The organism is Amycolatopsis anabasis (assembly GCF_009765355.1).
GTDB classification, from domain to species: domain Bacteria; phylum Actinomycetota; class Actinomycetes; order Mycobacteriales; family Pseudonocardiaceae; genus Amycolatopsis; species Amycolatopsis anabasis.
Map to the genome: position 1 here is coordinate 1 of NZ_VTHK01000067.1, position 16,497 is coordinate 16,497.

The window sequence follows — 16,497 nt, forward strand, 5'->3', positions numbered from 1 at the left end:
CAACTGTGCGGGGTCGCTGTTCAACCCGGCCAAGGTCTGCATATCGACGTAGACGAAGATGTCAGCTTTCGGCTCACCTTGGCTGGCGCCGAGGCAGCGCTCGATCAGAATGTCGACCCGCAACTGATCCAACGTCCGCGACTCATCCTTGGTTTTCCGTTTGCGAGCCTCACGATCGATGCTGTGGTACGCCGCGCTCCCCTTTTCCACCGGAACGTCCGCGACCAACGTGCTCATGCCATGGTCCTGGTGAATCAACTGCAACTGCCGTTCGGCACGCTTGGCCTTGCACCGAGCCTCATACCCTTCCTTGTCGACCTTGGCGATCCAGTAGTTCACCATCTTTCGCAGCGAGGCCGGATTCTTCCCTTTCAGCCGCGTCGCCACTATCGCATCAACCTCACGGGCCTTCTCGTCGCTCAAATACGCCGTGGGCTCGGCGATCTTGGAGGCTTTCTCCTCATCGATCACCCCACCCTCCATGGCCTTCAGGGTTTCGGGTAGCCGCGTGGTGAGCGTTCGCGCAAGCGCGACCTTCTTCGCCGCCTTCTGCTCCACCAACTTCAACATCCAAGCGACCTCGACGGGCACACCACGAGATCTTCCTTGCAGGTTGTCCAGTTCTGCAATGGCTCTCAACTGCCGAGCCTGCGCCTGCGCAATCACCTCTCCCTCCGATTGAATAATCTCTCTCAACTCGACAAGTCTGGTATTTGTCTCCACGCCTCCATTTTATCGAAAACGGAAGACCAACATCCATCCCGAATGGGTGAATCGAACACAGAACCAATGTAACCAAACGTGCCCATTCCGCCGGAACTCGCATGCCCGAACGTGAATTTCAGCTACTGAAACGGGGAACTCCTGCTACCGAAACGGGGGACTCGCGCGACCGGACGGGGAACTCGCGGCGGGTGAATCGGGCACGGCCGCCAACGCAACCAAACATGCCCATTCCGTGGGGAACTGTCGCTGGTGACCAACAACGTGAACCGACCCGTGGAGCGACAGTTTCCCACGGCACGCCGAAGGCGTGCCTGAAACCCAACCAAACCCGCCACTCGCCAACCAACCAACCCCGGAGCACAAGAACTCAAACACGCCACCGATACTGCCGCTCCGGCCGCCCAGTCCCACCATAACGAAGCCGAACCTCAGCCCGACCCGTTTCCGCGAAATGCTCCAAATACCTCCGCGCACTCGGCCGGGACAACTCGGTGACCTCGGCGCACTCGGTGGCGGACAACCCATCCGGATGCTCCCGCAACGCCCGCTCGATCACCTCGGCGGTCTGCGTCGTGAGCCCCTTCGGCAACCCGCCCGCACCACGCGGCCGACCGGTGAACACGTCGTCGACATCTTCCTGACCGGCCGTCGGCTGCCGGGCGAGGCGGTCCAGTTTCCGATGCAGTGCCGAAACATGGTGCAACTGGTCGCGCAATGCCGCGTACGAGAACGGCTTGATGAGGTAGTGCAGAGCCCCACCGCGCATCGCCCCGCGAATGGTGTCCACGTCCCGCGCCGCGGTGATCACCACGACATCGATATCCACAGTGGACTGATCGGCACGCAGGCGGCGCAGCACGGTGAGCCCGTCCAGATCCGGCAGGTAGATGTCCAGCAGCACGAGATCCGGCCGGAGCCGGTGGGCGGCCTCGAGCGCGTCGGCGCCGGTGTGCGCCACCCCCGCGACGGTGAACCCTTCGGTCCGCTGGATATATCCACAGTGGACCTTGGCGACCATGAAGTCGTCGTCCACCACCAGAACCCGGATCATCCACGCACCTCCGCGCCGGTCGGCAACACCGCGGTGAACACCGCGCCCGGAGACCCGGGAGACAGGGTCACCGAGCCACCGCGGCGGATGCACGCCTGCCGGGTCAGGGCCAGGCCGAGCCCCCGTTCACCGGCGTGCTCGGCGGCCTTCGTGGTGAACCCGTGGGCGAACACCTCGGTGGCGATCTCCGGGGCGACCCCGGGCCCGGAATCGCGGACCACGACCGAGACCTCCTCGGGCGAATGCCGGATCGCGACTTCGATCCACTCACTTTCGCCGGAACCCCGCAACGCGTCCAGCGCGTTGTCCACCAGGTTGCCGACCACGGTGACCAGATCCGCGGAGAGCCGGTCGTCGACGGGCGGGAGGCCGCTGTCCGCCGCCAGGCGCAGGCCGATGCCGTGTTCGGCGGCGGCGCTGGCTTTCGCGATGAGCAGGGCGGCCACCGCGGTGTCGGCGATCCGGGCGGTGACCTGGGCGTGCCACTCGTCGTGCGCCTTGCTGACCAGGTCGACGTAGTTGCGCACCTCGTCGAACTCACCGAGTTCGATCAACCCGGCGATGGTGTGCAGCCGGTTGGTGAACTCGTGCGCCTGGGCCCGCAGGGTGTCCGTGGCGCGGGCACTCGCGGCGAGTTCTTCGCGCAGGGCCGCCAGTTCGGTGCGGTCACGCAGCGTGGTGACCGCGCCGAGCCGCCGCCCGCTTCGCGTGATCGGCATCCGGTTCATCACCAGTACCCGTCCCGCGCGGAGCACGATCTGATCGGTGCCGTGGGCGCGTCCGGTCAGCACGTCTCGCAGCCGTTCGTTGACGTCCAGTTCGTCCACCAGCACACCCACGCAGTCCGGCGGCAGCGCGAGCAGGTCCCGTGCCTGGTCGTTGATCAGAGTGATCCGCTGCTGCTGATCCACCGCGATCACGCCCTCCTTGATGCCGTGCAGCAGAGCTTCCCGATGTTCCACCAGGCCGGTGATCTCCCGGGGTTCCAGGCCCCAGGTCTGCCGGGTCACCCGCCAGGCCAGCAGCAGCGAACCGGCCAGGCCGAGCACGGTGGCGATGCCGAGCAGGGCCAGCGCGTTGCCCGGCGAGTTCGCGATTCCCTCGAAGAACCCGGGCAGCGCCTTGCCCGCGGCGACCAGGCCGATGAGGTTCCCCCGGTCGCCGATCACCGGCACGTGCGCGACCAGCGTGCCGTCGACCACGCCGACCCAGGACCGGCCGGTGGGCGCGTTGCTGTCACCCAGCGAAAGCGTCTGCCCGATCTGCCGGGGGTCGGGGGAGGTGAGCACCCGGCGATCCGGTGCGGCGATGATCACCGAGTCGGCGCCGGAGAGCGTCCGCGCGCCCTCGGCGAAGATCGGCAGCGGGTCCCGGCGCACCGGGTCGGCGAGGCTCAGCCGGACCCCGGGCGTGGCGGCGACGTTCTCCGCGACCGCGAGCAGGCGGCGGCCCTCGGTGTCGCGGAAGGCGTCGTTGGACTGGATCACCGAGAACGCGGTGACGCAGCCGAGCAGCGCGAACACGATCACCAGCTGCCAGCCCAGCAGCTGCCTGGCCAGGGAACCCTTCGCACTCACGCGCCAACTATGACACTTTTCGCCGGAAGCGCCGCGTGACCACAATGAACACAAGTACCGATAAGCGCGCAAACGAGACAACGGACCCCGGCCGGGGCACCATGCCTGCCAGCCGGTCGCGCACGAGGCCGGGGTCACAGCGAGGTGGCTTGATGAAGAACCCGAAACACTGGCTGGCGGTGCTCGGCGCCGCGTTGCTGGTGCTCCTGGTCCCGCCCCTGGTCTCCTCGGGCCAGGACGAGGCGGGGACGCAGATCCGCAACCTGCGGGTGATGGTCCCGAACTCACCCGGCGGTGGCTACGACATCACCGCGCGTACCGCGGTCAAGGCGGTCGAGGACGCCGGGCTGAACGGTCCGATCGAGGTGTTCAACCTGCCCGGCGCGGGCGGCACGGTCGGCCTCGGCCGGCTGGTGAGCGAACGGGGCAACGGCAAGCTGGCCATGTCGATGGGGCTGGGCGTGGTCGGCGCGGTGTACACCAACCACGCGCCGTCCTCGTTGCAGGACACCACGCCGATCGCCAAGCTGACCGAGGAACCCGACATCGTCGTGGTGAGCAAGGACTCGCCGTACCGGACGATCGGCGAGCTCGTCGCGGCGTGGAAGGCCAATCCGGGCGCGGTCCCGGTCGGCGGCGGATCGGCGCCCGGCGGACCGGATCACCTGGCGCCGATGCTGATGGCGAAGGCGGCCGGGCTGTCCCCGAAGCAGGTCAACTACATCCCGTTCGACGGCGGCGGCGAGCTGATGGCCTCGGTGCTCGGCGGCAAGGTCGGCTTCGGCGTCTCCGGGATCGGCGAGACGCGCGACCAGATCGCCGCCGGTCAGTTGCGGGCGCTGGCGGTGACCAGCCCGCAGCGGGTGCCGGGCATCGACGCGCCCACCCTGAAGGAGTCCGGTGTGGACGTCGGCTTCACCAACTGGCGCGGTGTCGTCGCGCCGCCGGGACTGTCCGAAAACGACAAGAACAAGCTCGTCGGGCTGTTCGGCAAGCTGCACGACAGCCCGCAGTGGCGCGACGCGTTGCGGTTGAACGGGTGGACCGACGCCTTCTCCGCCGGGGATTCCTTCGCGGCATTCCTGAAGGCCGAGAACGATCGGGTCGCGTCGGTGCTGAAGGAGCTGGGGCTGGCATGACATCGTCTACTCTGGACAAAACGGCCGAACGCCGGCAAAGCTGGTGGCGGAAGCATTCCGAGCTGGGCCTGTGCGTGCTGCTGCTCGCGCTCGGTGTGCTGGTGCTCACCGACGCGATCCGGATTCCGGTCGACTTCGCGCAGCGCGGCCCGGTCGGCCCGAAGGCGGTACCGGTCCTCGTCGGTTCGCTGCTCGTGGTCGTCTCGCTGCTGCTGGCGCGCGACGTGCTGCGGGGTGGCAAGGGTGAGGCCGAGGCGGGTGAGGACATCGACCTCGACGCACCCGCCGACTGGCGGACCGTGCTGAAACTGGCCGGCGCGTTCCTCGCGAACGCGGCGCTGATCAACGTCGTCGGGTTCCCGATCTCCTCGGCGCTGCTGTTCTGGGGCGCCGCCTATGCCCTGGGCAGCCGGCATCCGGTGCGGGATCCGCTGCTGTCGGCCGTGCTCGCGGTGCTCACCTGGATCGTGTTCAACGAACTGCTCGGCGTCGCGCTCCCCGGCGGCCCGCTGATGGGGGTGCTGTAGCCCATGGACTCCATTTCGTTGCTGCTGGACGGTTTCGGCACCGCGCTGACCCCGGCGAACCTGCTGTTCGCCGCGGTGGGCGTGCTGCTGGGCACCGCGATCGGCGTGCTGCCCGGGATCGGCCCGGCGATGGCGGTCGCCCTGCTGCTGCCGGTCACCTACGGGCTCGACCCCACGGCCGCGTTCATCATGTTCGCCGGGATCTACTACGGCGGCATGTTCGGCGGCTCCACCACGTCCATCCTGCTCAACACCCCGGGGGAGAGCGCCGCGGTGGTCACCGCGATCGAGGGGAACCCGATGGCCCGCCGGGGCCGGGGCGCGCAGGCGCTGGCGGCCGCGGCGATCGGGCACTTCGTCGGTGGCATGATCGGCACCACCGCGCTCGTGCTGCTCGCGCCGACCGTCGCCTCGCTCGCGGTGAACATCGGCGCGCCGGACTACTTCGCCGTCATGGTGCTGGCGTTCATCGCGGTCACCTCGGTGCTGGGCAAGTCGCGGATCCGCGGGTTCGCCTCGCTGCTCATCGGGCTCACCATCGGCCTGGTCGGGCTGGACGAGATGACCGGGCAGTCCCGGCTCACCTTCGGTTTCCTGAACCTGGCCGACGGCATCGACGTGGTGATCGTGGCGGTCGGCCTGTTCGCGGTGGGCGAGTCGCTCTGGGTGGCCGCGCATCTGCGGCACAAGCAGGCCGAGGCCATCCCGGTCGGCCGGCCCTGGCTGTCCAAAACGGACCTGCGGCGGACGTGGAAGCCGTGGCTGCGCGGCCCGGTGATCGGATTCCCGTTCGGCGCGATTCCGGCCGGTGGTGCGGAGATCCCGACCTTCCTGTCCTATGTCACCGAAAAGCGGCTCTCCAAGCACCGCGAAGAATTCGGCTCCGGGGCCATCGAGGGCGTCGCGGGACCCGAGTCGACCGCGAGCGCGTCCGCGGCGGGCACGCTGGTGTCCATGCTGACCCTCGGCCTGCCGACCACCGCGGTCGCCGCGGTCATGCTGGCGGCCTTCCAGCAGTACGGCATCCAGCCGGGACCGCTGCTCTTCCAGCGCGAATCGGCGCTGGTGTGGGGCCTGATCGCGAGTCTGTTCGTCGGGACCGTGTTGTTGCTGGTGATCAACCTGCCGATGGCGCCGATCTGGGCGAAGCTGCTGCGCATCCCCCGGCCGTACCTGTACGCGGGCATCCTGTTCTTCGCCAGCGTCGGCGCCTACGCGGTCGGCGGCCAGGTGATGGACCTGGTGCTGCTGTTCGTGATCGGCCTGCTCGGCCTGGCCATGCGCCGCTACGGGTTGCCGGTCCTGCCCGCGATCATCGGCGTGATCCTCGGACCCGGCGCGGAACAGCAGATGCGGCGGGCACTCCAGCTCAGCGACGGCTCGCTGACCGGCCTGGTGAACTCGCCGATGGCCGTGACGATCTACGCGATCATCGCGGTGCTGCTGGCCTGGCCCCTGCTGCGCAAGGCATTCACCCGCCGCCGCGAACCCGAGCGAACCCCTGCCGCCTGACCTGAACGTGCAACTCGCTTACCCGAACGTGTAGTTCACTCGCCCGAGTGTGCAATTGGTGAGTTGCACACTCGGGTAAGCGAATTCAACACTCGGGTAAGCGAGTTGCACGTTCGGGGAGGCGAGTGGCGCTAGACGCGGCGGAGGACGTGCAGCAGGTATTCCTTGCGGTTGAGGGGATTGTGGTCGGTCCGCGGCCGGGACGGGATCGGGCCGCGGACCGGACGGTAGTGGTCGAAGGCGGATTCGAGCACGCCTTCACCGCGGGTGAGGGACGGCAGTTGCCGGTCGAGTTCGTGGACGCGGGCCGCCGGGATCTCGCCTTCCAGCAGGTAGGCGGAATCCCGCGGCGCCGAGGTCCGGGGGACCGCCTGCAGCCGCACCAGGGCCGCGTTCACCGATCCGAACGTGTCCGCCGGGATGTCCAGGCGGAAGCGGTGCATCGGTTCGTACACGCGGGTGCCCGCCTGCCGCAGCGCGCTCATCAGGACCAGCGGGGTCAGGTTGCGGAAATCTCCCGCGGTGCTGGACATGCGCTTGTCGAACACGCCGCCGGAGTGGCTCTGCCGCGCCCAGTAGCCGGAATGCGTGCAGGTGACCACGCAGTCGGCGACCTGCCACCCGTGGATTCCCTGCCGTAGGGTCTCGTGCACGGTTTCCTCGATCGCCTTGACGAACGCGAGCGGCAGCGAACCGAGTTCGATGCCCAGCCGGAACGCCACACCGGAACCGATCGGCGCCGGTTCCACGCGCAGGCCGATGGTCGCGAGGAACGGGTTCGGCTCCTTGGCGATCGTCTCGACGGCCGCGCCGGTGCCGATCGGACGTTCGAGGCAGATCGTCGTGGTTTCGCGGAAGGTGACGTCGACGCCGAATTCGTCGGCCAGCGTCGCCTGGATGACCTCCTTCTGCACTTCGCCGTAGAGGGACACGGAAATCTCCTGCCGCATCTCGTCCTGCCGCAGGTTGATCAGCGGGTCCTGTTCGGCGAGCTGGGTGAGCGCGACGTGCAGCGCCCCCTTGTCGGCCGGGCGGTCCGGCACGACGACCGTTTCCAGCGTCGGCGGGGCGAACCGGTGGTGCTTCGCGGGGCGCGGCAGGCCGATCGCGTCGCCGACGCGGATGTCGCCGAGGCCCCAGAGCTTCCCGATCCGGCCCGCGGAAACCGACGCACTCCGGTCCGCCGAGCCGCGGTCGAAGACGGCGATCGCGGTGACCTTCCCTTCGCCTCCCGCGCCGAACCGCAGCCGATCCCGCGTGCGGACCGTTCCCGAGAACATCCGGGCGTAGGCGATCTTCTCCCCGGCCGGACCGCGTTCGACCTTGAACACCGTCCCCGAAACGGGACCGTCGGCATCGCCCGCCGAGGCGGGCAGCAACTCCCGGATGCCGGTGATCAGCGCGTCCGTTCCGGCACCGGTGATCGCCGAACCGAAGAACACCGGATGCACCAGCGCCCGCCCGGTCTGCGCCGCGAGTTCGCCGCGGAGCCGCCGGTGGGAGAGTGCCGCTTCGTCGTCGACATACGCCGCGAGTAGCGCGTCGTCGTGCTCGGCGAGCACGTCGATCAGCCGGGCGGTGAACTCGGCGTCCTCGGCGTGGGGTGTGAAGCGGGCATCGCGGGTGCCGAGCCCGCCGGGTGTTCCCATCGGGACGATCGCCGGGGTGAGCTTCCCGGAAATGCTCCGTAGCAAGGATTCGTGCCGCGCACCGGCGCGGTCGATCTTGTTCACGAAGATGAGGGTCGGAATGCGCAGCCGCCGCAACGTCCGCATCAGCACGCGCGTCTGCGCCTGCACGCCCTCCACGGCGGAGACCACCAGGACCGCGCCGTCGAGGACACTCAGCACCCGTTCCACCTCGGCGATGAAATCCGGGTGGCCGGGCGTGTCGATCAGGTTGACCGTGCGCCCGTCCAGGACGAAGGACACGACGGCGGACTTGATGGTGATGCCGCGTTGGCGTTCCAGCGCGAGGGAATCGGTCTGGGTGCTGCCGTCGTCGACGCTGCCGATCTCGTCGATGACACCGGCGGCGAAGAGCAGCCGCTCGGTCAGGCTCGTTTTACCGGCGTCGATATGGGCCAAAATCCCCAAGTTCAGCGTGCTCGTCAAGCGTCATGTCCCGGTGATAGGCGGCGATTCCTTCTGGGGTGGACATGAACGCTGCTCGCATGCGCCTTCTCCTCGATCCGGGTGCCGTGTCGGGGCAGTTCAGCAGATGCCCCGACCGGCAGGCAACCGATTTTGCGGGTGAACCGGGGAGTTGAGGGTCAGCGGGGTGGCCGCACCTCGCGGTGGCGGACGGCCGCGGTGCCGCCGAGTTCGTCGAGCAGCTCGGCGAGGAGGGTGCGGCATTCCTCGAGTCGTTCTTCGCCACCACGCCGTCGCAGCCGGCGTTCCAGGGTCGCTCGTGCGCGCCGGGCCGCCGACACCGCGGCGCGGCCGCGGGCGGTGAGGTGCACCCGGCGGATGCGGGCGTCGCCGGGGTCGGCGAGGCGTTCGATGTAGCCGAGGCGCTCGAGCTCGGCCACCGTTTTGGACGCGGCCTGCTGCGTCACGCCCAGCAGGGCCGCGAGCTCGCCGACGGTGGGGTGCGCGCCGATGAGGTGCTGGAAGACGTAGCCGTGGGAGAACCGCAGGTCGCCGAACCCCCGGGTGGCGAGTTCGTCCTGCACTCCCGAGGCGGCGGCGAAGCCGACGAACAGGGCGAGCGTGCCGGTGTCCAGATCGCGGGGCTCAACGGGTCGCATGGCGCCATCCTGCATTGACAACCCAAGTTGTGCAACTATGGTTGTGCATATGGAACTGCCGAGACATCCCCATGTCGACCTCGCCGTCCGCTACCACCGCGCGGTTGCCCGGCGGGCCACCGGAGCCGAACTCGCCCAGTTCTTCCACGTCGACGCCGTGCACCGGGAACTGCCCAACGCGCTCCTGCCGGGCGGGGCGGTCCGCGATCTGACGGGCATCCTCGACGCGGCGGAGCGGGGCCGGAAGACGTTGAGCCATCAGCATTTCGAGATCGTCAACGCGGTCGCCGCGGGCGATCAGGTCGCCCTCGAGGTCGTCTGGACCGGCACGCTCGCCGCGCCGCTGGGCGAATTACCCGAGGGGCACGTGCTGCGTGCGCACATCGCCACCATCATCGAATTCCGGGACGGAAAGATCTTCGCGCAACGGAATTACGACTGCTACGAAACCGCGGGATGACCGAAGATCAGCCGCCCTGGTACGGCGCGGCCGCGCGCTGGGCGGCGAGCAGCAGGGCGGGCCGCATCTTCGGCCAGAAGTAGTCCCCCTGACAGCTGTACCGGGGGAGGAAACCGTCGCAGCCGCGGCCCTGGTTGTCGCCGACCTCGATGGTGTAGCTGGCCACGCCGAGCTGGTCGTACACCCAGTCGTCGGTGCCGCCGGCCGCGTCGTAGAGCACCTCGCCGGCCTGCCCCGCCGGATAACCGAGAATCCCGCCCAGTTGCCCGCCGAGCGAACGCAGTGCGGCGTCGTTGCCGGTATGCGTCGTGTGGCTGAAGTTCCACGGGAAGATCACCGCGCTCGCGTAGCTGTGCAGGGTGATGAACAAACCCTTGGTGTCCGCGGGGGCCGCGGTGCCGTCCCCGGAACCGCGCCGGTCCGGGTACAGGGAGGTGAACAGCCGCTCCAGCGCGACGTTCTCCACCTCGGAATCCGGGCTCGGGCCGAGGTACACCGCGCTGCACGGCTGGTGGGAGATCCCGCTGGCGCCCCAGTGCGAACCGGCGTTGCGGTTCAGATCGACTCCGGTGTTCGGCACCCCGCAGTTCCCGTTCGCGCTGTCGACGTTCTTGCGTTGCGGGACGGGATTGTCGCCACCTTGCTGCACGACGTCCACGCCGTCCGGATTGGCGATCGGCACCACCCACAGCTCGGTGGTGTCCATCAGCTTGGTGACGGCGTCGTCCTTCCCGTAATTGCCGGCGAGGTAGTCGATCCACCGCCAGGCCACGTCCCCGGTGGTGATCTCCCGGGCGTGGATCTGCCCCATCAGGAAGAACCGGGGTTTGGGCGCGCCGGTGCTGCGCGCGCAGTCCCCGGCGTTCTTCTTGGTGAGGCAGATGGCTTTGAGGTCGTAGCCGTTCGGCTGGCCCTTCGACTTCCGCCACGACTGGCCGTAGGTGACCACCTCCGCCAGGTCCGGATGGTCGGCGGCGACCTGGTCCAGATGAGCGTACTGCGCGTTCACCGTGTGGTAGCCGCCGTAGTACGTCTCGTCCAGATCGCCGGGCAGCCGGACGGAGTTGTCCCGCCGCGCGGGCGGGTTCCACGGCGGGGCGGGCAGCACCTTGTCCACCGTCGCGGGGAAACCCGCTCCCGACAGCCGCCCGCTCGCGGCCCGGTCGCCGAGCACGAACAAATCCGCGCCCTGGCGTTGTTCCAACACGTCGAAACCGGCGGCGAACAGCCGTTCCGCCTCGCCCGCCGCACCGGCGACCCGGTAGACGAACAGGGTTTCGCCCGCCCGGGTGAGCGGGGGATCGGCGGCGATCGCGCTCGGCTGCGGGCCCGCCTGCGGCAGGAGCAGCAGCACACCGGCCACCGCGGCGGCCAGGGCCGTGGTGAGCGCGTTCCTCCGGCGTTGCACCGACATGGGGGTTCCTCCCGGCGACTGAGCAGGATGGTCCGCAACGCCAGCGTGTGCGTGACGGACCGATAACCCTACGTAAGTCCGGATCCGCGCGACGCGCGGCCCCTCCTTCCGGAGGAACCACCGTCGACCACATCGTGCGAGGCCATTGTGGATAATCGGAAGCAATATCGGTCGTGCTGATCCTGTCGTATTGGCGGCAACAAACGTCCGCGACAAAGAAACGGGCTGCCGATGTTGCTGAATTCAGGTGAATCTGCGTGGCGTGGGACCCGTGGTACTTCCGGCTCCTCTACGCTGCTGTGCGCGGCGAAGTGGCCCAGAACAGGGCTTCTTCGCCGTTTGTTGCTGTGACACACGGCCTCCCCAGGGCGAACCGCGCCCGGTTGACAATTTCTCCACGGTGAGAATTTTCGCAACCTCCGCTCGTTCGGGCCGCGCTACCGCGCAGCCCGGCGAGCGGCTCAGCGAATTACTGCGCCATGGCCCGCGGGAATTGATCAGCCCGGATCAAGTCCGGGGTAAACCGCAGGTATGGCGAGTGTCACACAAAAGAAATGAGAGGTCATGGGCTGGACCGAATTTCATCGGCGGCAGGACGTGCTGAGCGCCGTCCTGTGGCAGGCGCGCCGGAATCCGCGCGGCCCGCTGCCGTTCGCCGAAGTCCCGGGCGCCGCCGAGGTGTTCGGGACCGAACAGGAGCTGCTGCTCGCCTTGCAGCACAAGTGGAACCGGCTGCTCAGCGGTTACCTCTGCGCCGCCGTCGGCGACCCGTGGGAGGTCGGCGCCGGGGCGGTGTGGCGAGATGTCGATCTCATCGGCGCGGTGTCGGCGGCCTGGCGGTCCGCGGCCGTCGACCATCCGACGCTGCGCGCCGTGCTCGACGCGCACGGTCGTGCTCCGGTGCTGACCGAACTGCGCGAGGCGGAGCAGCGGTTGCTCGCGGTGGCCTCCGGCCTGGCCGGGCCCGCCGACCCCACCGGCGGCGCGAACGCCACCTACGACGCCGTCCTCCACCACCGCGCCGGTTGACAGCTTCCGATCATCAGCGCCACAATTTCATTGGCGATTGAATTAGCCGTGAACGGGTGGCGGGCCGTGCGGCTCGGAGTGGAGGAGGCACGCATGACGGAGGAGAGCGCCCAAGGTTCGGTCAACCTGGCGGACGCGGATTTCGACCGGATCTACCGGGGCGACTCCGTGTTCGAGGGGCTCGACGTGAAGTTCGAGCGGGTTCCCTGGGACATCGGGGAGCCGCAGCCCGAGGTCGTCGCGCTGGAGGAAGCCGGGCAGATCCGCGGCCACGTCCTCGACGCCGGGTGCGGGCTGGGCGAGAACACGCTGTTCCTGGCCGCGCGCGGTTACCGGGTGTCGGGGTTCGACGCCGCGGCGCCCGCGATCGAGCGGGCGCGGCAGCTCGCCCGGGAACGAGGTGTCGACGCGGAGTTCGCGGTCGCGGACGCGACGCGGTTCGACGGTGTGCCGCAGCAGTTCGACACCGTGCTGGACAGCGCGCTGTATCACTGCCTCAACGACGAGCAGCGGAAGCAGTACAGCGCCGCACTGCACCGGGTGACCGTGCCCGGCGCTCAGCTGCACATGTTCTGCTTCTCCGACCGCATGCCGCTGGCGATGGGTGGTGATTTCCAGGTCAGCCGCGAGAATCTGCAGGAGAACCTGGGGCAGCACTGGAACATCGTCAGTGCCGAGCCGAAGAACTACACGAGCGCGTTCACCCGGGACTCGCTCCGGCGGCAGGTGAACCAGGGTGGTTTCGCGAAGGTCGGCATGACCTTCGACCCGGAGGCGCTGGCCGCCGACGACCAGGGGCGCCTCTTCCTCCCGGTCTGGAAGGTGCACGCGCACCGGCGCTGACGCCGCGGCCCAGGTGGTGCCCGTGCCCGCGCGGCGCGGGCACCACCGTCGATCTTGCGGCCACCTGTGCGCCCGGATATCCTACCGCTCGGTAGGATTGCCGTCGCGGAGACGAGGTGTTCGGGCATGGCGGGATGTCGTGACTGCCGGACGTGCACCATGCGCAAGGTCGTCCGGGTGCCCCGCGCGCTCGCCTTCGGCTGGTGGGTGTGGGCGCCCAAGACGCTCGTGCGAACCTGCCCGCGCTGTTCGCACACGCTGCGGCGACACGCCTGACCCCGCGGGTCAGCGCAGGGAGTCGAGCCAGGACAGGATCGCGCGGACGCTGGCGCCGATATTGCCCACGTGGCAATGGTTCTGGGCCTGTTCCGCCGCGGTGAACAGGCGGGTCGTGACCGAACGGGCCCCGGTGAGCGCGGCGGCTTGGCGACCTTCCTGGCGACGCCGCTCGGCACCGCCCTGGCCCGCGTCGCCTCCCTCGCCCTCGACGATCGGCAACTCGCCGAAGCGCGCCGCACGTTCTGGACTTCCCGCGTCGACCGGGCGCGGCTGATGATCCAGCGCGGAATCGACCGCGGAGAACCCCGCGCGACAGCGATCAGGCCCTGGCGCTGGAGGCCCTGGCCGCGCCGCTGACCAGGTACCCGTGCACGGTGAGCGCGGCACGGACGGCGGGCTCGTCGTCGACGACGAGGACGGACACTTCGGGTGATGCGCATCGGGCCATGACGCGACCGAGAGTAACCGAACGCGATGTCGGATTAACGCCAGAACCCGGCACCGGGCTGGCCAAGACTGGGGCCATGACCGCGATGACCTCGACGCACAGCCGGATCGAACCCGGCATCCTCTACTTCGGCACGCCGGTGGTGCTGATCTCCACCTTGAACGAGGACGGATCGCCGAACCTGGCGCCGATGTCCTCGGCGTTCTGGCTCGGGTGGCGCGCCGTGCTCGGTCTGGGCGCCCGCTCGAAGACCGCGGAGAACATGGTGCGGACCGGTCATTGCGTCCTGAACCTCCCGTCCGACGCCCAGGCCGCCGCCGTCGACCGCCTCGCGCTGACGACGGGTTCGGATCCCGTTCCGCCGCGCAAGGAGGAACGTGGCTACCGGTTCGAACCCGACAAGTTCGGCCGCGCGGGTTTGACTCCGCTCCCCGCGGAGACCGTCCCGCCGCCACGGGTCGCCGAGTGCCCGGTGAACCTGGAAGCCGTCGTCGAAGCCGTGCATCCCCTCGCCGAAGACGACCCCGCCCAACGCGGTGCCATCCTGACTTTCGAAGTCCGGATCCAGCGGGTGCACGTGCACGAGGAGATCCGCATGCCCGGCACCACGGACCGCATCAACCCGGACGCCTGGCGCCCGCTGATCATGAGCTTCCAGCACCTGTACGGCCTCGGCCCCCAGGTCCACCCGTCCACCCTCGCCCGGATCCCGGAACGCCTCTACCGCGGCCCGGACATCGACCGAGCCCGCGAAACCCCGCGGCGATGAACCAGCCGGAGACGGTTATTTCGCTCGCCTGAACAGCGGGTACGCCTCGGGGCTACCGCCCCCGTCCCGGGCGACCGCCCACTGGTCGAGCACCCATCCGTGCGCCTCGATCGCCTCAACCGCCGCACTCCAGCCATCGACCGCCAGGGAGGCTTCCAGCCGCGCCGTGAACACGGCCCGCCCTTCGCCCGCCGCGCGCTCCGCTTCGGCGACCACCTGGTCCAGCTTGTTCTGCTTGCGAAATGCCACGCTGCTCCCCGTCCACCCTCGGAGTCTTAGGCGACCGTCCCGGGGGTCCAGGGGTTCGACCCCCAGTGCGATCACCACCCGATCCCGGCGAAGCCGCTCCGCGGCGAGCAGGGTCAGGCCAATCGGGTGGGCCGGGCGGGGCTCGAACCCGCGGCCAAGGGATTATGAGTGTCCGAAATCACTCGTCAGGAGGAAGATCGGCAGGTAGAGCGAGGAACCTGTGACCGGCTCGTGTGATCTAGAGGAGCCACGCCGAACGGTTTCATGGACCGATCCATGGACAAGCTGGTCCACTGTGGAACGTCCTGATCAGGCTATCTCATCGATGCCCGTAGCTGCCTGATTCGCCGCTGTTGGCGCGCCGAGCCGATGTCAGCGGCGAGCGTCTGAGCGCGGGCGAGGTGCGCCCGTGCTTGCTCGCGCTCGTCCAGCTTCATGAACGCCGTAGCCAGGTCCACCTGTAACGCGGTCTCGGCTCGGGTGAACGTGGGATCGAGCCTGTCAAGCGCCGACGACAGAACGTCGACCGCTTCCGACTCACCGACCCGCGCGAGGGCATGGCCACGCCAGCGGGCGAGGTGCACCGAGTCGAGCGCAAGGTACGGACCGTCCACATTGGACGTCTCGTCAGGTAGAAGCACGGCGGCTTGATCGAAGGTCCGCAGACTTGCTGAGCGCTGACCGTCGGCGGCGAGCGTCTCGCCGTGCGCGGCAGCAAGCCATGCACGTAGGAGCCGATCAACCTTGCGGTCAACTCGCTTGCGTGTCGTGGCGAGTAGCTCGACAGCGGCGGCGGTGTCACCGAGATCGATCAGCACGAAGGCGTGTCCGGCGGCGGTATGCGCTCCGAACGCCGGGTTCGTTGGCTCTTTCGCGGCTGTCTTGCCGTGTTCGTACTGCTCCCAGGATTGGGCCACGTTTCCTAGATCGAGGGCTTGCCATCCGGCGAGGGTGTGCAACTCGGCGAGAAGCGCGGCGAGGGCCTCACGGTTGGCAGGGGTCAGGCTATGGCCCATAAGCCGGGTTACTTGCTTGATCTTGGTCGTGACTTCCTCATGGGCCACGATCGCGCCCAACTGTCGGTCAATTCGCCGAGTCGCGTTGAGCTGATCATGAAGCAATTTCAATACGGTGCCGTCGATGCGTGCCGATGCTCGGAGTATCGCGCGAAGTTCGCGTTCGCTGCGATCATCGGTCGGCAGGTCGTTCGGTGCCGATAGCAACTCGTCGATCGAGGTACCAAAGATCCGCTCGAGCAACCTGGCGGTGGCGCGCTGAGGTCGCCCGATCGGTTTACCGCCTTCACCGCGACCGGATACCAGGCGCTTGAGGTGCCGCACGCTCAGCGTTGCGGGCTCGTTGTGCTCCTTGGCGAACCTTGCTGCGAAAGTGGCGAATTGTTCGAGAGTCTCGCGACGCTCCCAGATTCGTAGTTCGAGCACAGTGCGCGGCGGGTGCGTCAACATCTTCCCGGCCATCATGCCTGGCACCTCCGCTATGTCCCCGACAAGTCCCCTCGTGTCCCCTTCGTGACCTGTCGCTGAAATCACTTCTTATGACAAGCTGATTTTAAGTATCCCACAGCCGTTATGGCTGATCAGGGTCGGTGAGGCAAGCGGAGTGATGATCGTGAGTGACGTGCGCGGGCTGTTGCCTGTTCAGGAGGTCTACGCCCTTTGGTACCGGTGCGTGATCGACGGGTTCGACCACGCGGTGAGGGAC

General features: G+C 68.3%; 19 protein-coding genes. 9 read left to right on the forward strand and 10 right to left on the reverse strand.

Going from position 1 to position 16,497, the window contains the following annotated elements:
- From FXO23_RS43800 to FXO23_RS43810, 3 genes are all read right to left on the reverse strand, one after another.
- On the reverse strand, positions 1-723 hold a 723-nt coding region (locus FXO23_RS43800), incomplete at its 3' end, for a DUF222 domain-containing protein (protein ID WP_158893672.1).
- 370 nt (positions 724-1,093) lie between these two features.
- The gene (locus FXO23_RS43805; RefSeq protein ID WP_158893674.1) at positions 1,094-1,777 is read right to left on the reverse strand and encodes a response regulator; all 684 of its coding nucleotides are present in this window, start codon (positions 1,775-1,777) and stop codon (positions 1,094-1,096) included.
- Complete coding sequence (locus FXO23_RS43810) at positions 1,774-3,354, reverse strand: sensor histidine kinase (RefSeq protein WP_158893676.1); 1,581 nt, start codon at positions 3,352-3,354, stop codon at positions 1,774-1,776. Before FXO23_RS43810 ends, FXO23_RS43805 begins: the two co-directional genes overlap by 4 nt.
- Positions 3,355-3,506: 152 nt before the next feature.
- Here FXO23_RS43810 and FXO23_RS43815 point away from each other — a divergent pair, with 152 nt between their 5' ends.
- Genes FXO23_RS43815 through FXO23_RS43825 form a run of 3 tightly spaced genes read left to right on the forward strand, consistent with a single transcriptional unit; the run spans position 3,507 to position 6,532 of the window.
- The gene (locus FXO23_RS43815; RefSeq protein WP_158893678.1) at positions 3,507-4,493 is read left to right on the forward strand and encodes a Bug family tripartite tricarboxylate transporter substrate binding protein; all 987 of its coding nucleotides are present in this window, start codon (positions 3,507-3,509) and stop codon (positions 4,491-4,493) included.
- Positions 4,490-5,020 carry a tripartite tricarboxylate transporter TctB family protein gene (locus FXO23_RS43820; protein ID WP_158893680.1) on the forward strand — a complete coding sequence of 177 codons (531 nt, stop codon included), beginning with the start codon at positions 4,490-4,492 and terminating at the stop codon, positions 5,018-5,020. Before FXO23_RS43815 ends, FXO23_RS43820 begins: the two co-directional genes overlap by 4 nt.
- A gap of 3 nt (positions 5,021-5,023) precedes the next feature.
- Complete coding sequence (locus tag FXO23_RS43825) at positions 5,024-6,532, forward strand: tripartite tricarboxylate transporter permease (protein ID WP_158893682.1); 1,509 nt, start codon at positions 5,024-5,026, stop codon at positions 6,530-6,532.
- A gap of 131 nt (positions 6,533-6,663) precedes the next feature.
- Here the strand turns inward: FXO23_RS43825 and FXO23_RS43830 are convergent, their stop codons facing one another.
- On the reverse strand, positions 6,664-8,646 hold the full coding sequence (locus tag FXO23_RS43830; protein ID WP_158893684.1) for an elongation factor G: 1,983 nt from the start codon (positions 8,644-8,646) through the stop codon (positions 6,664-6,666).
- 158 nt (positions 8,647-8,804) lie between these two features.
- Complete coding sequence (locus FXO23_RS43835) at positions 8,805-9,284, reverse strand: MarR family winged helix-turn-helix transcriptional regulator (protein ID WP_158893686.1); 480 nt, start codon at positions 9,282-9,284, stop codon at positions 8,805-8,807.
- Positions 9,285-9,333: 49 nt separating this feature from the next.
- Between FXO23_RS43835 and FXO23_RS43840 the strand changes: the two genes are divergently transcribed.
- Positions 9,334-9,744 carry a nuclear transport factor 2 family protein gene (locus FXO23_RS43840; protein WP_218952341.1) on the forward strand — a complete coding sequence of 137 codons (411 nt, stop codon included), beginning with the start codon at positions 9,334-9,336 and terminating at the stop codon, positions 9,742-9,744.
- A gap of 7 nt (positions 9,745-9,751) precedes the next feature.
- Here FXO23_RS43840 and FXO23_RS43845 read toward each other — a convergent pair whose 3' ends face one another.
- Positions 9,752-11,158 (reverse strand): M14 family zinc carboxypeptidase, encoded by a 1,407-nt coding sequence (locus FXO23_RS43845; RefSeq protein ID WP_158893690.1) that lies wholly within the window; start codon positions 11,156-11,158, stop codon positions 9,752-9,754.
- A gap of 564 nt (positions 11,159-11,722) precedes the next feature.
- Between FXO23_RS43845 and FXO23_RS43850 the strand changes: the two genes are divergently transcribed.
- The 3 genes from FXO23_RS43850 to FXO23_RS43860 all read left to right on the forward strand — a co-directional run bounded on the left by FXO23_RS43850 (position 11,723) and on the right by FXO23_RS43860 (position 13,306).
- Positions 11,723-12,187: a hypothetical protein gene (locus tag FXO23_RS43850; RefSeq protein WP_158893692.1), complete on the forward strand. Its 465-nt coding sequence runs from the start codon at positions 11,723-11,725 to the stop codon at positions 12,185-12,187.
- Between the two features lie 93 nt (positions 12,188-12,280).
- A complete protein-coding gene (locus FXO23_RS43855; RefSeq protein ID WP_158893694.1) occupies positions 12,281-13,030 on the forward strand; it encodes a class I SAM-dependent methyltransferase in 750 nt (249 codons plus the stop codon).
- 126 nt (positions 13,031-13,156) lie between these two features.
- A complete protein-coding gene (locus FXO23_RS43860; protein WP_158893696.1) occupies positions 13,157-13,306 on the forward strand; it encodes a hypothetical protein in 150 nt (49 codons plus the stop codon).
- Between the two features lie 9 nt (positions 13,307-13,315).
- Here the strand turns inward: FXO23_RS43860 and FXO23_RS52005 are convergent, their stop codons facing one another.
- Entirely contained in the window at positions 13,316-13,528 is a 213-nt protein-coding gene (locus FXO23_RS52005) for a hypothetical protein (protein WP_246258424.1), read from the reverse strand.
- Here FXO23_RS52005 and FXO23_RS52815 point away from each other — a divergent pair.
- The gene (locus tag FXO23_RS52815; protein ID WP_425484967.1) at positions 13,454-13,666 is read left to right on the forward strand and encodes a TetR/AcrR family transcriptional regulator C-terminal ligand-binding domain-containing protein; all 213 of its coding nucleotides are present in this window, start codon (positions 13,454-13,456) and stop codon (positions 13,664-13,666) included. The two genes, FXO23_RS52005 and FXO23_RS52815, sit on opposite strands and share 75 nt — an antisense overlap.
- Here FXO23_RS52815 and FXO23_RS52400 read toward each other — a convergent pair.
- Positions 13,629-13,757: a response regulator gene (locus tag FXO23_RS52400; RefSeq protein WP_281356728.1), complete on the reverse strand. Its 129-nt coding sequence runs from the start codon at positions 13,755-13,757 to the stop codon at positions 13,629-13,631. The genes FXO23_RS52815 and FXO23_RS52400 overlap by 38 nt on opposite strands.
- Positions 13,758-13,833: 76 nt before the next feature.
- Here FXO23_RS52400 and FXO23_RS43870 point away from each other — a divergent pair, with 76 nt between their 5' ends.
- The gene (locus tag FXO23_RS43870; RefSeq protein WP_158893700.1) at positions 13,834-14,526 is read left to right on the forward strand and encodes a flavin reductase family protein; all 693 of its coding nucleotides are present in this window, start codon (positions 13,834-13,836) and stop codon (positions 14,524-14,526) included.
- A gap of 15 nt (positions 14,527-14,541) precedes the next feature.
- Here the strand turns inward: FXO23_RS43870 and FXO23_RS43875 are convergent, their stop codons facing one another.
- A complete protein-coding gene (locus FXO23_RS43875; RefSeq protein ID WP_158893702.1) occupies positions 14,542-14,775 on the reverse strand; it encodes a hypothetical protein in 234 nt (77 codons plus the stop codon).
- Positions 14,776-15,089: 314 nt separating this feature from the next.
- Entirely contained in the window at positions 15,090-16,256 is a 1,167-nt protein-coding gene (locus tag FXO23_RS43880) for an NsdA family TPR-like regulatory protein (protein WP_158893704.1), read from the reverse strand.
- Positions 16,257-16,497 lie beyond the last annotated feature (241 nt).

Coding starts and splice junctions, on each gene's coding strand:
- FXO23_RS43820 (WP_158893680.1), top strand. CDS start 4,490: ATGACATCGTCTACTCTGGACAAAACGGCCGAACGCCGGCAAAGCTGG.
- FXO23_RS43845 (WP_158893690.1), bottom strand. CDS start 11,158: ATGTCGGTGCAACGCCGGAGGAACGCGCTCACCACGGCCCTGGCCGCC.
- FXO23_RS43815 (WP_158893678.1), top strand. CDS start 3,507: ATGAAGAACCCGAAACACTGGCTGGCGGTGCTCGGCGCCGCGTTGCTG.
- FXO23_RS43860 (WP_158893696.1), top strand. CDS start 13,157: ATGGCGGGATGTCGTGACTGCCGGACGTGCACCATGCGCAAGGTCGTC.
- FXO23_RS43805 (WP_158893674.1), bottom strand. CDS start 1,777: ATGATCCGGGTTCTGGTGGTGGACGACGACTTCATGGTCGCCAAGGTC.
- FXO23_RS52400 (WP_281356728.1), bottom strand. CDS start 13,757: ATGGCCCGATGCGCATCACCCGAAGTGTCCGTCCTCGTCGTCGACGAC.
- FXO23_RS43840 (WP_218952341.1), top strand. CDS start 9,334: ATGGAACTGCCGAGACATCCCCATGTCGACCTCGCCGTCCGCTACCAC.
- FXO23_RS43850 (WP_158893692.1), top strand. CDS start 11,723: ATGGGCTGGACCGAATTTCATCGGCGGCAGGACGTGCTGAGCGCCGTC.
- FXO23_RS43825 (WP_158893682.1), top strand. CDS start 5,024: ATGGACTCCATTTCGTTGCTGCTGGACGGTTTCGGCACCGCGCTGACC.
- FXO23_RS43855 (WP_158893694.1), top strand. CDS start 12,281: ATGACGGAGGAGAGCGCCCAAGGTTCGGTCAACCTGGCGGACGCGGAT.
- FXO23_RS43835 (WP_158893686.1), bottom strand. CDS start 9,284: ATGCGACCCGTTGAGCCCCGCGATCTGGACACCGGCACGCTCGCCCTG.
- FXO23_RS43870 (WP_158893700.1), top strand. CDS start 13,834: ATGACCGCGATGACCTCGACGCACAGCCGGATCGAACCCGGCATCCTC.
- FXO23_RS43880 (WP_158893704.1), bottom strand. CDS start 16,256: ATGATGGCCGGGAAGATGTTGACGCACCCGCCGCGCACTGTGCTCGAA.